Origin of the sequence: Saccharothrix sp. CCNWYY140, assembly GCF_037401995.1 — a bacterium.
In the GTDB taxonomy this organism is placed as follows: Bacteria; Actinomycetota; Actinomycetes; order Mycobacteriales; family Pseudonocardiaceae; genus Actinosynnema.
In genome coordinates this window covers 1-11,965 of sequence record NZ_JBBEGC010000178.1, presented here as the reverse complement: position 1 = coordinate 11,965, position 11,965 = coordinate 1, and the positions used below count along the sequence as shown (strand labels likewise).

The window sequence follows — 11,965 nt, the reverse complement described above, 5'->3', positions numbered from 1 at the left end:
CTCGGGATTAGAGATCCACTTCTCCCGTCACCTGCCGGCACCCGCCAACACCCCTCATGACCAGGCGCTTCGCGGACCTCGAACCACCATCATGGACGGCCTTTCACGGTCGTTCGCCATCGTTTGAGCTGGGTAAGTCATGGTTTTGATCTTGACCACGCTGGGAGGGGACGACAGGGGCGCGCGAACCCGTGGCAGGCCCCGCCTGCCCCTCTCCTGCCACTCAGGTCGCAGAGGCTCCAAGGTCAAGGGCGGCCGAAGGCCGTCGCGCAGCGATGCGAAGCACCCTTGAGGTTGGAGGGGCGACCGGACACACTGCGCGCCCCTGTCGTCCCCGGAGCGGCCAGATGGTGCATTACTGGTATTACGCCGCTACTATCCACGCCTATGACGCCGCCGTCAGACTCCCGGGTGCCGACCATCGGCGCTACGTCCTTCGATTGTCCTCGTTGCTCCGTGTTCTCTCGACAGCGGTGGGCTCCTATCGGTGTTGTCGGAATCGGGGTCGTTGAACCGAAAGAAGATGCTTCTTCGCAGGAGTTCTTTTCTTCTAAATGGCGGGTGTCGGTTTGTGAACATTGCTCGCTAGCTTCGATGTGGTACCAAGGGAAGATGGTCTTTCCTGGTCCGCGTGCCGGTGGGCCTGCCCATCCTGACATGCCCGCGTCGGTTCGCGAGCTGTACGAAGAAGCCGCAGCGGTAGCACCTGTCTCACGTAGGGCCGGGGCGGCGCTCGCGCGTGCAACGGTTGAAAGGCTGATCAAGGTCGTAGATGATGGCGCCCCCAAGAGGGCTACGCTCGAAAAGCGAATCCAGCGCATCGAATCCCGGGTAAGCACGCCGCTTCGCGAGTTGCTTGACATCGTTCGCGTCGCGGGTAATGGCGCGGTTCACGTAGACGATGATCCGGATGAAATCGTGGTCCTCGCGCTCGGTGATGACGAAGGCCCTGCACTGCTCGAACTTCTTCTGGATGCAGCGAATAATTTGGTCGAGGAGCTGATCTCGCGACCAAGGAAAACGCGTGCGTTGTGGGAGCGATTGCCAGAGGCGGTTAGGGCCAAGCGTGAAGCGCCTCCGTTGCCTCCAGCAAGCGACTAAGCATTCGCTGCGGCGGCTGCCGGGGCCGCGCGTGCCTCCGGCCGCCGGCGGGCGTGGGTGCCGGAGGCGGGCCCCGCGCCCTTGCCGAGCGGCCTGAGCACAGCGGCGCGTGCGGCCCCGGCAGGGGCCGCCTTGATGAAGTAAAGAAACTCTGAACACGCATGCCGCGACAGCTCGCGGACGGGTTGAGCGATCGGCTAAGCGGTGGCGGAGGCTAGTGGCTCGCCGTGTTCGAGGTAGGTGGTCTGTCCGGACCTGTAGGCGTCGTAGGCGTGCCGGATGCGTCGGGCAAGCCGGGGGATCGCGTGGTCCGCAACGGCGTCGATCGGCACCCAAGCCCAGTGGTCAAGCTCGGTCGGTTCGAGGCGGATGTGTTGGGCGTCCTCGCCCAGTGGGCCGCAATCGAAGATCCAGAGGACCTTGTCGCCCTCGGAGTCGCGTGGTGCCCAGTCGATCACCAACGGCTTGACGACCTGGCGGTCGAGACCAAGTTCCTCGGTGATCTCACGCCTGCACGCTGCGGCTGGGGACTCGCCGATATCGACGTAGCCTCCAGGAAGATCCCATTGCTCGCCGTAGGTCTTACGGACCATCAAGACACGGTCGCCGTCGACAAACAGAGCGCCAGCGGCCATGCGCGGTGTGGCGAACTTGTCTGCTGGGTTGCCCACGCCCAAGACCCTACGCGATCAACCCAGCTTCATCCGGTCGACGAGTCCCGTGAGCAACGAGTTCGGCGCGGTGCGCTGAGTTCGCATCCACGTGAGGACGAGCTGCCGACTGAGGAAGTGGTGGCGTACCTGCTCGGGCGCGATCTGCTCGGCGTTCAGCACCACGGCAAGGGCGTCGTCCACCCGGTTCCGCTGGTTGTACGCACGTGCGAGATCAAGCGCGTGGCGAACCTGGCGTTCCGCTGGGAGCCCAGACGTGTCGAGCGTTGGTCCCAGATCAAGGGCGACCTGGACATCACCCAGCTCCATCGCGGTGTTGACGCGGTGGATGGCCACGTTCGTCGGACCGAACGCGGTCCAGAGGTGGTTCGCGTCGGCACCCTGGCGGTCGGCGGCGCGCTGAGCCTCGTCAAGGAAGGTGCGCGTTGTTGCGCGGTCCCCGTTGCGGGACGCCGCCATTGACCCAGCTAGGAACAGCGAGCCGTAAACCGAAAGGAGCGGGCCGCCGGCAGATCGGAGCTCCGGCCGAAGCACGTCGGATGCGCGCTCGACCAGACTCACGGCTGGTGCGAACTGGCCGGTCGCGAGCAAGCCATGTGTGACGGACCGGAGCAGTGATCCGAGGACGAGCAGATCGCCCACCGCCTCGGCTTCGCGGAGCCCTCGTTCCGCGGCTACCCACGCCAGATCCGCCTCGCCGAGTTTGGTGAGCACCGACGCTGCGGCCTGGTAGCAGAGGGCGAGCTGTCCGCGCACTCGCTGAAGTTCAGGGCCGTCGTGGGTGCGGCTCGCTGCGATGGCGTTCCGCAGTAGTTGCGGCAGGCGGGCCGTGACGTACCCGAACCGGGACGCTTGATACGCAGTGAAGATGTCGGCGACTTGCCGCTGGAGATCGTCCGCGCTCAGGACGTCTCCGTCAGGCTGTCGCGTGGAGAGCAGCGGCGAAAGCTGGCTGTAGTCCATCAACGCGGCTCGGAGCGCTGGCACGGTCTGAGTGCCCGACTCGCTGTTCCAGTCGAGGAGCGTCGGCTCGCCCAAGAGGTCGCTGAGCGGGACGTCCAAGGCGCCGGCAAGGGCCTTGATGACGGACAGGCGGTCGAGTTCGAGGCGGTTGTTCTCCGCCTTCTGCAACCAGTCGGCGGTGCGGCCGACTAGGCCAGCCAGTACCTCCTGTGACATGCCGCGCCGGCGGCGGTACCACGCCACGCGCTCACCAATGGTCAGGGACTCCGTCATGCCTCGCATGGGGCAAGCCTCCCGGACCCTCCTGCGGCGACCCCGGAGAGTTTTTCCGGGTTGGTCCTGCTCGACAGGATGACAGTTGATGGCATGAACGCCACACCGAACGAACTGGCTGCGATCCTCGTGCGGCTCAAGCGCTTGGAGGAGGAGGTCGACAACCTCGACCGCAGGCTCTCGATGGTGGAGCGCGGCGCGGCCGTCACGAACGCTCCGATGCTTCCTCCAGGCGGCGGAGGCGGTCAGACACGTCGTCAACCTTCGCCTGGAGCTGGTCGAGCTGGCGCATGATCGCGGCCATGTCTGCGGGCGGCTCCTCCTCGCTCGGGACCGACTTGACGAAGACGCCGACCGTGGGCCGGGACACCAATACGCCTTCGTCTTGTAGGACCTTCAGGGCTTTCTGGAGGGTGCCGAGTGCGACGCCGTGCTTGTCGGCCAGAGCCCGGTTGCCGGGCAGGCGCTCGTTGATCTTGAGCTTGTCAGCCCTGATCTCCGCCTTGATCTCTTCGACCACTCGTTCGTACGCGGCCAAGCCCACCGTCTCGCTCATCCTCTGAGTCTAGGAGCCTGGACCACTCTGACATAGATCACCCGATCGGAGCACCAGGTGATGACACATACTGAGCTATATTAGAGTGAGTCAACGACGTTGGAGGTTGCCATGCGGAACATCCCGGTCCTGCTCACCGGTTGGCGGTTGATGGTCACCGAGGAGCCCGCGTTGAAGACGCGTGAGGTGGACGGAACGGCGGAGGTGTTGACCGACCGGGACGGCGCGTCGCTGTTCGTGGTGTCGGTGTTCGCCAAGACGAAGGGTGAGAAGGGGGAGGAGATCCGGGTGACCCTCACGACGGACCCCGGTCCGGGGTTCGAGGAGGGCTCGCTGGTGGAGTTGGTGGGTGCGACGGTGTCGCCGTACAGCTTCAAGAACGCCAAGGGTGAGACGGTGTCCGGCTTGGCGTGGCGCGCGGTCGGGTTGAAGCCGATCGGCTGATCCCGGGCCGTCCGGCCTGGTTCGTTGTCCGTTTTCGAGAATCGGGCTCCTGTGGCCGCGTGAACCGCTCCGCTGGGTCGGGGTAGGCCGTGTTGCCGGGTAGCAGGGGTGTCCGTTTGTTCTTTGAGAATTCCACAGTGGGCCGATCCATGCCCTTTTTCCGGCACCTGAGACGGGTGCCGGGGGATTCGTTGCCCTCGGACTCTTTGTCCGGGGGTTTCGTGTCTCCCGTTCCGATCGGAATTGAGGTGGTGTTGTGGACGTGGTGAACAAGGCGGCGCAGGAGAACTACGCGTCGTTCCGTGCCGCGATCGTGCTGTTGCAGGAGACGGTGGACGAGCAGGTGCGCGGCTTCATCGCGAAGGCGGAGGACGCGGTGATCCCGTCGGAAGCGTGGGCGGTGCCGTCGCCGGACGAGCTGAAGTCGTTGTGTGACAGGGCGGTCCGGGAGATCGAGGAGTTCACGAAGGACGCCAAGAAGTACGAGGCGGACCTGATCGCGCGGAACTGGAGGGTGTGAGGTGGCGGCTCGTTACGGCGCGGACCAGGCGGTCGACGCGTTGGACCAGGCGATGAACCAGGTGAAGGAAGCGCTGGAAGGGATGCCGTTCGCGCGGTTCCGTTTCGGCGGCCGGCACAAGTCGGTGACGCGGGCGGTGGCGAACCTGTCGGTCGCGATGCAGGACGTGAAGCCGTACCTGTCCGAGGACTAGAAGTCTGTTTCGATTCTGCCGAAGGCCCGATCACGCCGAATGCGGCTGGTCGGGCCTTCGGTTTCCAAGTCAGAGGAAAAGCGGGGTGGTTGTGATGCCGATGCCGACTCGTCGTCAGGCGGTCGAGTTTCGTGCGCTGAAGTGGGGTGTCCGGCACCCCGGCATGGTGACGGTGCCGGCCGGTGCGGCGGCGGCCGTGGCGAAGGGCGTGGCGGAGCTGGGTCTGCCGACCACGGGCGGGATCGTGGGCGGCGCGGCGTTGGGGCTGGCGGGCTGGTACCGGGGTCACCCGGCGTCGTTCGACCACCTGGTGCTGCCCCGCCTGCGGGCCTTCCGCCGCCGCTGGTTGACCTACGTGGGCCGGCGCTGGTCGGACATCCTGCTGGACTGCGACCTGGTCACGATCAACCGCCGCACGGACGTGATGATGGTGCCGCGCATCCTGCGGGTCCGGGCGGTGTCTCCGTCGATCGACACGCTGCACGTGCGCCTGAACCGGGGCCAGACCCCGTCGATGTTCGAGGAGCGGGCCGACGCCCTGGCACACGCGCTGCTGGCCGAACGGGTCGCGGTGGTGAAGATCAAGCCGCAGGTGATCGGTCTGGTGGTGGAGCGGTGCAACCCGTTCGACGCTGACCCGATTCCGGCGATCGACCTGCCGCACGACCCGGACGAGGTGAACCTGGCCGCGATCGAGCTGGGGGACACGGAGTACGGCACGCCGTGGACGCAGTCGTTCCTCGGCCAGCACGTGTTCGTCGCGGGGGCGACCGGTTCGGGCAAGGGCTCGCTGTTGTGGTCGCCGCTGCGCGGCATGGCCCCGCTGCTGCGTGAGGGGATCGTGCAGCCGGACGTGATCGACCTCAAGGAGGGAATGGAGACCGAGGTCGGTGCTGCGTTGTTCCACCGCCGGGCGATCGCCTGGGACGACGCGGTGGAGGTCGTGGAGGGGTTCCGGGACGAGCTGAAGGCCCGTCAGGCGGTGCTGCGGGAGCAGCAGAAGCGGAAGTTCACCCCGTCGCCGGAGACGCCGCTGCGGCTGTTGATGATCGATGAGCTGGGCATGATGACCGCGTACGGCCCCTCCTCGGAGGTGCGGGGCGTGCTCAAGCTGCTCGCGGAGATCATGACCCAGGGTCGGGCGGCGGGCTTCGGTGTGTGCGGCTACGTGCAGGAGCCGACCAAGGACACCGTGCCGATCCGCGAGTTGTTCACCGCGAGGGTGTGCCTATCGGTGACCTCGCAAAACCAGGTGGACATGGTCCTGGGTGACGGGATGCGGCTGCGCGGTGCGCTGGCCGACGAGATCCCGCTGGACCCCGCGCACGCCGGTATCGGGTTCGTGGTGGAGCAGGGCTCCCGCAACCCGTTGCGCGTGCGCGCCTCGTTCCAGACCGACCAGGACATCCGGGACCTGGTCGCCTTCGTCACGGCCGACCGCCCGCGCCTGCACGCGGTGGCCTGACAGCAAGTCTTCACGCGGCGCGAATCCGTTGCCGTGCAAGCACTTCAGTCAATTCCATAGTGGAGAGGGGTTTGTCATGTGGAACCTGGGCATCCGGTTGTGGGCGGCGTGGCGGTTCGCGCTGTTCCTGGCGCTGGTCGGCGCGGTGCTGTTCGTGGTCTACCAGTTCGACGGCGGGGGCGGGGTGTTCGCCTGGACGGTGGTGCTGGCCGTGGTGAGCGTGGTCGGCGTGTTCTACGCGCTGCGCGACTTCGTCCGCCGCGAGATCGACCACCGCCGGGGGCGGCTGTGATCGCCGACCGCGTCGCCCGCCTGTTCGCCGAGGTGAGCGCGGCGGAGGTGGTGGAGCTGCTGCGTGAGGTGCGGACCGGCACCGTGGCGTGGTCGATGGCCAAGGGCATCGGGTTCCGGTTGGAGGCCCACGGGTTCGCGGTCCGGGTGGACCTGGAGGAGAACTACGCCCTGTGCCTGATGGTGGACGCGAACGTCGTCGCGCCCGACCAGAGGGTTCACGTGCGCACGGACGAGTTCGACGGCGTGACCACCCTGGCCGTGCTGGTGCCGACACCGGCCGTTGGCGTTCCGCTGTGGACGGCACTGGCGGAGCGAGGGTTGTGATGGCGCGCCGCTCGAACCCCGACCAGATCGACTTGTTCGCCGACCAGGAGAACCAGCCGGTGAGCGCCGCGCCGGTCGAGCGCGGCCGTCCGGCCGGGTACGGCGGCACCCCGGACCTGATGGTGTGGGTGCTGGACGAGATCCACGACGGTCGCCTCGGCCAGATCGACCGGAGCGACCGCATCGTGCGGCTGGACGGCGACGGCCACTGCCGCCACGCCGACGACGACGTGTCCGCCGTGGTGGAGTCGTTGCTGGGCCAGCGGTACGCGGCGTTGGGCGAGTTCACCACGCAACTGCACGGTGTGATCCGCAAGAACGTCAACCTCGTGAAACTCACCAATGCCGGGCACCGGGTGCGTACCCGCTGGTTCCACCTGCGGGGTGCCCGATGAGCGGCCCCGCCTGGCGCACCTGGGACCACAAGCCCGCCGTCCCCGCCCCGCGCGGACCGGAAGGTCTGGTGTGGTCGGAGACCTCGTCGTTGGACACGGCGGTGGCGTTGGCGGTCGAGTACGACGACCTGGTCCGCCGCCACGCCGACGACCACGGCGAGCTGCCCGACCGGTACGCGGTCGAGGCCGCCGAGATCGCCCACCGGCTGCACGTGCTGTTGGGCGAGGAGTCCGAGCACTACCGCCGGCTGTCTCTGGAACATCGGGAAGGCAGGCGGATCCGATGAACGCTCGCTACGACACCGTGTGGCTGCCGCAGGTCGCGGTGGCCAACGCCACGTTGGTACTGGACATGGCGGACAGGTGCGCGCTGTTCCTCGGCGCGGACGCACGCGGGGAAACGGCCTGGTACTCCCCGGACGACGACAGCCTGGCCGACGCGTTGCAGCTTAGCGACGACCAAGTTGCCGCCGTACAGGCGCTGCTGACCTGCCACGCCCTTGTCCTGGGCGAGCAGTACACCCACCTCGACGACGACGGCGAACCGGTCTCCAGGGACCTCGTCCAGACCACCCACGCCGGTCGTGACCTGCTGGCCAACCTGGCCCGCTGGGGCAGCAACTAGGAAGGAGGTCGCCGGTGACCGTCACCGGAAGCAAGCCGTACAACGACGTCGTGGGCGAGATGCCCCGCGACCTGGTGGTGCTGATGGTGGAAGTGATGGACCTGGCGCGCGGTGAGGCGCTGTTCGTCCCCGCCGCCGGTCTCGGTTCCACGGTGTGGTGTTGCTGGCCCTACGAGCCGCCCTACCGGCTCGGCCACCAGCACGCCGCCGCCGTGGAGTGGCTGGAGTCCAACGGCCTGGTCTACCTGGAACACGACCACGTGCGGTTGGACGAGGACAACGAGCCGATGGAGGTCGACGCGGTCTCGCTGACCGACAACGGCCGCGAAGGCTACGAAATGTTGATCGCGCGGCTGCACGACGACGACTGACCCGCCACCGAGTAACCGACCCGCCCCGTGAGGGCGCGAGGGTTCAACGAGAAGAGGTGACATCCATGCAGGCCAACGAAACCAGCGAGATCGACGTGGCGGCCGGGGTCACGAAACGGGTCGTGGGCCTGCGCCGCAAGAAGGCCGAATCGGCGCAACTGCGCGGCCTGGTGGACGACCCGGACATGGTCGCGGTGCGCATCGAAGCGCAGCGTCGCGCCATCACCCGGGGTATGTGGTTCTTCCTGGCTCTGGGTCTCGGGTTCACCACCGCCGGGGTTCAGGACTTCCTCGCCGGGCACCTGACCGTCCGCGACCCGTTGTGGTGGGCGGCGTGGCTGGCCGAACCGATGCTGGCCGGAATCCTGATCATGCTGCTGGTGTTCGAGTCGGAGATCCTGCACCGGGGCATCCCGGTCGACAGCCGCTGGGTGGAACGCCTCAAGCGCACCCTGCTCGGCTCGACCCTGTTCATGAACCTGTGGCCCACCACCCCGTGGGCCGCGCAGCGGTTCGAGTTCGGCAACTTCGCCGTGCACCTGATCGTGCCGCTGGTGGTGTTCATGGTCGCCGAGGTCATGCCGGTGATCCAGCAGCGTATGAATCAGGCGATCACCAACGCCTACCGCAACGCCAACACCACCACCGCGCCACCGGCCGCGCCGCGCCCGGTCGCCCCCGCGCCGCCGGCGGCGTTGGCCACCGAAACCCGGCTGCGGCTGCCCGAGCCGATCCGGGACGCGGTCAAGGCCAAAGCCGACCAGGCCGCCGCCGAAGGCCGCGCGCTGACGGTGGAGGACGTGCGCGCCGCCGCCCGCGTTCCGGCCGATCTCGCCGAACGCATCGTCGCCGAAGTCCACGCCCGCAACGGGCACAGCTTCACCTGACCACGGCAGGAACCCCCTACCTGCCCTCATGAGCGGGGCGCGGCACCTCCCCTCAAGCCGCGCCCCGCTCCCCGTGCTGCCCAGACGAAAGGAGGTGTGACACCTCGTGGTCCTCACGCTCGAAGCGCGCATCGCCGACCGGGTCCGCCGCGCCGACTACCGCACCTGGCGGGACAAGGTAGAGGCCACTGGCGGATGCGCCCAACCCATCCGCATGACCGGCGGCTGGCAAGTCCAGGACCAGGCCACCGGGGCGCTGCTGGACTGGCACGGCGGGGACGTGTTCATCCCCTGCGGCAACCGCCGCGCCAGCGTGTGCCCGTCCTGCTCGGACCGCTACGCCGCCGACGCCTACCACCTCATGCACGCCGGACTGGCCGGCGGCTCGAAGAACATCCCGACTACGGTCGCCGAGAAGCCCCGGGTGTTCGCGACCCTCACCGCCCCGTCGTTCGGGCCCGTGCACAACCGGCGCCCCACAAGCCGCGGCAAGACCCTGCCGTGCGCGTGTGGGACCTGGCACCACCCCGACGACCCTGCCATCGGCACCCCGCTCGACCCCGACACCTACGACTACGTCGGCTCGGTGCTGTGGCAAGCCAACGCGGGCGAGCTGTGGCACCGCTTCGTCACCACGCTCAAGCGCGAACTGCTCAAGGCGGTCGGGCTGCCGGTGCGTGAGTTCAAGCAGCACGCCCGGCTGTCCTACGCCAAGGTCGCCGAGTACCAGCGACGCGGCCTGGTCCACTTCCACGCCGTGATGCGCCTCGACGGCCCGGAGGGCGCCGGGGACCCCACCCCGCCGTGGGCCACAGTCGAGCTGCTGGAGCACGCCATCACCACCGCCGCCCGCCTCGTGGCACTGGAGACCCACCGGCCGGACGGGACCGGGCTGACGCTGCGCTGGGGCACCCAGATCGACTCCCGCCGCATTCGCCCGACCACCGCCACCGAGGTCGAGGACGACCACGGCGAGATCAGCGAAGCCCGGCTGGCTGGCTACGTCGCCAAGTACGCCACCAAGGGCACCGGCAAGAGCGAAGCAGCGGACCGCCGGATCAAGTCCCAGCTCGACATCGACCACCTCAAGGTCACCGACCACCACCGCCGCATCATCCAAACGGCGTGGGACCTCGGCGACCTCGACCAGTACGCGGACCTGAACCTGCGCCGCTGGGCGCACATGCTCGGCTTCCGGGGTCACTTCCTGTCCAAGTCCCAGCGCTACTCGACCACCTTCAAGGCCATCCGCGAGGAGCGCCGCGCCTTCCGCACCGCCGAGCTGCTCGACCAGCTCGGCCACGACTCGGACTCGGTGCTGCTGGTCAACGACTGGACCTACACCGGCTCGGGCTACGACAGCGACGCGGAACGTGAACTGGCCCTGGCCATCGCCGAACGCACCCGTGAGCAACGCCAACGCAAGTACGAACAGGAGGTAGCAGCATGAGCAAGCTCTGGAGCATCAAGGAGGTCGCCGACTTCCTCCAGGTGCCGGTCAACACCCTGTACCAGTGGCGCACCCGCAACTACGGTCCGCCGGGCCGGCGGGTCGGCAAGTACGTGCGCTACGTCCCGGACGAGGTGCGGGCGTGGGTGGCGTCGCTGTCAACGGAGGTTGCCTGATGGCTCGGCCACGGTTGCCGCTCGGCACCTACGGCGAGATCCGGTGCTACCCGGTGTCGAGCGGGAAGGTCCGGGCGGTCACCAACTACCGTGACTACGACGGCGTTGTGCGCCAGGTCGAGCGGGTCGGGGTCAGCGAGCCGAACGCCAAGAACAACCTCAAGAAGGCGCTCCGGGATCGGGCGCGGGCGGTGGTGGGGGAGGAAGTCACCGACAAGGCCAAGGTCACGGTCGTCGCGGAACGGTGGCTGCGCGAACTGGACGAGTCGAAGAAGGCTCCTCGCACCAAGCGCACCTACCGGGAGACCTGGGAGCGGGATCTCCGCGACGCGGTGATCGACCTTCAGGTGTCAGAGGTGACGGTGGCCTTGGCAGAGCGCGTACTGCGGACGATCCGCGACGAAGCTGGCCTGGGCAGCGCCAAGCACGCCAAGGTCGTGTTCACGGGGATCATGGGAATGGCCGTGCGGTACGGCGCGCTGTCCACGAACCCGCTCCGCGAAGTCGGCCCGTTGGGTGCCAGCGCAAAGCCGAAGCGCGAGGTCAAGCGGCTGACCAAGATGACCTGGAAGGGGCATCAGAAGTTCCTCGCCCATCTCCGGTCGACGGAGGCGGCGGTGCGTTTCGACCTGGTCGACCTGGTGGACCTGTTCGCGGCGGTCGGGCCGCGTATCGGCGAGCTGTTGGCGCTGGACTGGTCACGGGTCGACTTCGACGCCTCGACGGTGGCGCTGGAAGGCACCGTGGTCCGGGTGACGGGCATCGGGTTGTTCGTCCAGCCGCACACGAAGTCACAGGCCGGAATGCGGCGGCTGAAGATCCCGAAATGGGCGATGGACGTGCTGCGGAAACGTCACGCCGATGCCACGTCCGAGTGGGTCTTCCCCTCCTCGAAGGGCACGCTGCGCGATCCGGACAACACGCGGAAGAACCTGCGGAAGGTGCTCGCTGGCACCGAGTGGGAGGGGCTGCACCCGCACGCCTACCGGCACTTGGTGGCGACCGTGCTGGACAAGGCGAACCTGACGGCTCGGGAGATCGCCGACTACCTCGGTCACGCCCAAGTGAGCATGACCCAGGACGTGTACATGGATCGCGGTACGGTCGGTGAGACGGCCGCTAAAGCGCTGGAACGGCTGGAGCCCGAACGCTGATCGGCATGGGTTTTGGGTGGGCCGATCTTGAACCAGATCGGCCACCACCGGCGTGACCAGCACCAGAGCGCCCCCGGCAGGATTCGAACCTGCGACCTCGGGA

At 67.7% G+C, this 11,965-nt stretch carries 18 protein-coding genes; 15 read left to right on the top strand and 3 right to left on the bottom strand.

Translation table 11 applies throughout. The features are described 5' to 3' along the window. Window positions 1-456 precede the first annotated feature (456 nt). A complete protein-coding gene (locus WBN91_RS36955; protein WP_337724797.1) occupies window positions 457-1,101 on the top strand; it encodes a DUF4145 domain-containing protein in 645 nt (214 codons plus the stop codon). A 197-nt stretch (window positions 1,102-1,298) separates the two neighbouring features. Here WBN91_RS36955 and WBN91_RS36950 read toward each other — a convergent pair whose 3' ends face one another. From WBN91_RS36950 to WBN91_RS36940, 3 genes are all read right to left on the bottom strand, one after another. Next, a complete protein-coding gene (locus WBN91_RS36950; RefSeq protein ID WP_337724798.1) occupies window positions 1,299-1,772 on the bottom strand; it encodes an NUDIX hydrolase in 474 nt (157 codons plus the stop codon). Window positions 1,773-1,790: 18 nt separating this feature from the next. After that, window positions 1,791-3,008 carry a helix-turn-helix domain-containing protein gene (locus tag WBN91_RS36945; protein WP_337724799.1) on the bottom strand — a complete coding sequence of 406 codons (1,218 nt, stop codon included), beginning with the start codon at window positions 3,006-3,008 and terminating at the stop codon, window positions 1,791-1,793. 205 nt (window positions 3,009-3,213) lie between these two features. After that, window positions 3,214-3,564 (bottom strand): GntR family transcriptional regulator, encoded by a 351-nt coding sequence (locus tag WBN91_RS36940; RefSeq protein WP_337724800.1) that lies wholly within the window; start codon window positions 3,562-3,564, stop codon window positions 3,214-3,216. Between the two features lie 111 nt (window positions 3,565-3,675). On the opposite strand from WBN91_RS36940, the gene WBN91_RS36935 reads away from it, so the two are divergent. The 14 genes from WBN91_RS36935 to WBN91_RS36870 all read left to right on the top strand — a co-directional run bounded on the left by WBN91_RS36935 (window position 3,676) and on the right by WBN91_RS36870 (window position 11,862). Beyond that, on the top strand, window positions 3,676-4,008 hold the full coding sequence (locus WBN91_RS36935) for a hypothetical protein (protein ID WP_337724801.1): 333 nt from the start codon (window positions 3,676-3,678) through the stop codon (window positions 4,006-4,008). 256 nt (window positions 4,009-4,264) lie between these two features. Further along, window positions 4,265-4,528, top strand: a complete 264-nt coding sequence (locus WBN91_RS36930) for a hypothetical protein (RefSeq protein WP_337724802.1) — start codon at window positions 4,265-4,267, stop codon at window positions 4,526-4,528. A 1-nt stretch (window position 4,529) separates the two neighbouring features. Further along, a complete protein-coding gene (locus tag WBN91_RS36925; protein ID WP_337724803.1) occupies window positions 4,530-4,721 on the top strand; it encodes a hypothetical protein in 192 nt (63 codons plus the stop codon). A gap of 100 nt (window positions 4,722-4,821) precedes the next feature. After that, window positions 4,822-6,186, top strand: coding sequence for a cell division protein FtsK (locus WBN91_RS36920; RefSeq protein ID WP_337724804.1), 1,365 nt, complete (start codon window positions 4,822-4,824; stop codon window positions 6,184-6,186). Window positions 6,187-6,262: 76 nt separating this feature from the next. Beyond that, complete coding sequence (locus tag WBN91_RS36915) at window positions 6,263-6,478, top strand: hypothetical protein (RefSeq protein ID WP_337724805.1); 216 nt, start codon at window positions 6,263-6,265, stop codon at window positions 6,476-6,478. Next, a complete protein-coding gene (locus WBN91_RS36910; protein ID WP_337724806.1) occupies window positions 6,475-6,804 on the top strand; it encodes a hypothetical protein in 330 nt (109 codons plus the stop codon). The genes WBN91_RS36915 and WBN91_RS36910 overlap by 4 nt, the downstream gene beginning before the upstream one ends. Then, window positions 6,804-7,199 carry a hypothetical protein gene (locus WBN91_RS36905; RefSeq protein WP_337724807.1) on the top strand — a complete coding sequence of 132 codons (396 nt, stop codon included), beginning with the start codon at window positions 6,804-6,806 and terminating at the stop codon, window positions 7,197-7,199. Before WBN91_RS36910 ends, WBN91_RS36905 begins: the two co-directional genes overlap by 1 nt. Continuing rightward, complete coding sequence (locus WBN91_RS36900) at window positions 7,196-7,486, top strand: hypothetical protein (RefSeq protein WP_337724808.1); 291 nt, start codon at window positions 7,196-7,198, stop codon at window positions 7,484-7,486. The genes WBN91_RS36905 and WBN91_RS36900 overlap by 4 nt, the downstream gene beginning before the upstream one ends. Then, window positions 7,483-7,824 (top strand): hypothetical protein, encoded by a 342-nt coding sequence (locus WBN91_RS36895; protein WP_337724810.1) that lies wholly within the window; start codon window positions 7,483-7,485, stop codon window positions 7,822-7,824. Before WBN91_RS36900 ends, WBN91_RS36895 begins: the two co-directional genes overlap by 4 nt. A 14-nt stretch (window positions 7,825-7,838) precedes the next feature. Continuing rightward, a complete protein-coding gene (locus tag WBN91_RS36890; protein ID WP_337724811.1) occupies window positions 7,839-8,195 on the top strand; it encodes a hypothetical protein in 357 nt (118 codons plus the stop codon). Window positions 8,196-8,260: 65 nt separating this feature from the next. Then, a complete protein-coding gene (locus tag WBN91_RS36885) occupies window positions 8,261-9,082 on the top strand; it encodes a hypothetical protein (RefSeq protein ID WP_337724812.1) in 822 nt (273 codons plus the stop codon). Between the two features lie 106 nt (window positions 9,083-9,188). Then, window positions 9,189-10,532 (top strand): replication initiator, encoded by a 1,344-nt coding sequence (locus WBN91_RS36880; RefSeq protein ID WP_337724813.1) that lies wholly within the window; start codon window positions 9,189-9,191, stop codon window positions 10,530-10,532. After that, window positions 10,529-10,708 (top strand): helix-turn-helix transcriptional regulator, encoded by a 180-nt coding sequence (locus WBN91_RS36875; RefSeq protein ID WP_337724814.1) that lies wholly within the window; start codon window positions 10,529-10,531, stop codon window positions 10,706-10,708. The genes WBN91_RS36880 and WBN91_RS36875 overlap by 4 nt, the downstream gene beginning before the upstream one ends. Continuing rightward, window positions 10,708-11,862 carry a site-specific integrase gene (locus tag WBN91_RS36870; RefSeq protein ID WP_337724815.1) on the top strand — a complete coding sequence of 385 codons (1,155 nt, stop codon included), beginning with the start codon at window positions 10,708-10,710 and terminating at the stop codon, window positions 11,860-11,862. The genes WBN91_RS36875 and WBN91_RS36870 overlap by 1 nt, the downstream gene beginning before the upstream one ends. Window positions 11,863-11,965 lie beyond the last annotated feature (103 nt).

Excerpts from the sequence above, each read along its gene's own strand:
- WBN91_RS36945 (WP_337724799.1), bottom strand. The coding sequence starts at position 3,008 with ATGACGGAGTCCCTGACCATTGGTGAGCGCGTGGCGTGGTACCGCCGC.
- WBN91_RS36940 (WP_337724800.1), bottom strand. The coding sequence starts at position 3,564 with ATGAGCGAGACGGTGGGCTTGGCCGCGTACGAACGAGTGGTCGAAGAG.
- WBN91_RS36935 (WP_337724801.1), top strand. The coding sequence starts at position 3,676 with ATGCGGAACATCCCGGTCCTGCTCACCGGTTGGCGGTTGATGGTCACC.
- WBN91_RS36920 (WP_337724804.1), top strand. The coding sequence starts at position 4,822 with ATGCCGACTCGTCGTCAGGCGGTCGAGTTTCGTGCGCTGAAGTGGGGT.
- WBN91_RS36915 (WP_337724805.1), top strand. The coding sequence starts at position 6,263 with ATGTGGAACCTGGGCATCCGGTTGTGGGCGGCGTGGCGGTTCGCGCTG.
- WBN91_RS36905 (WP_337724807.1), top strand. The coding sequence starts at position 6,804 with ATGGCGCGCCGCTCGAACCCCGACCAGATCGACTTGTTCGCCGACCAG.
- WBN91_RS36900 (WP_337724808.1), top strand. The coding sequence starts at position 7,196 with ATGAGCGGCCCCGCCTGGCGCACCTGGGACCACAAGCCCGCCGTCCCC.
- WBN91_RS36895 (WP_337724810.1), top strand. The coding sequence starts at position 7,483 with ATGAACGCTCGCTACGACACCGTGTGGCTGCCGCAGGTCGCGGTGGCC.
- WBN91_RS36885 (WP_337724812.1), top strand. The coding sequence starts at position 8,261 with ATGCAGGCCAACGAAACCAGCGAGATCGACGTGGCGGCCGGGGTCACG.
- WBN91_RS36875 (WP_337724814.1), top strand. The coding sequence starts at position 10,529 with ATGAGCAAGCTCTGGAGCATCAAGGAGGTCGCCGACTTCCTCCAGGTG.
- WBN91_RS36870 (WP_337724815.1), top strand. The coding sequence starts at position 10,708 with ATGGCTCGGCCACGGTTGCCGCTCGGCACCTACGGCGAGATCCGGTGC.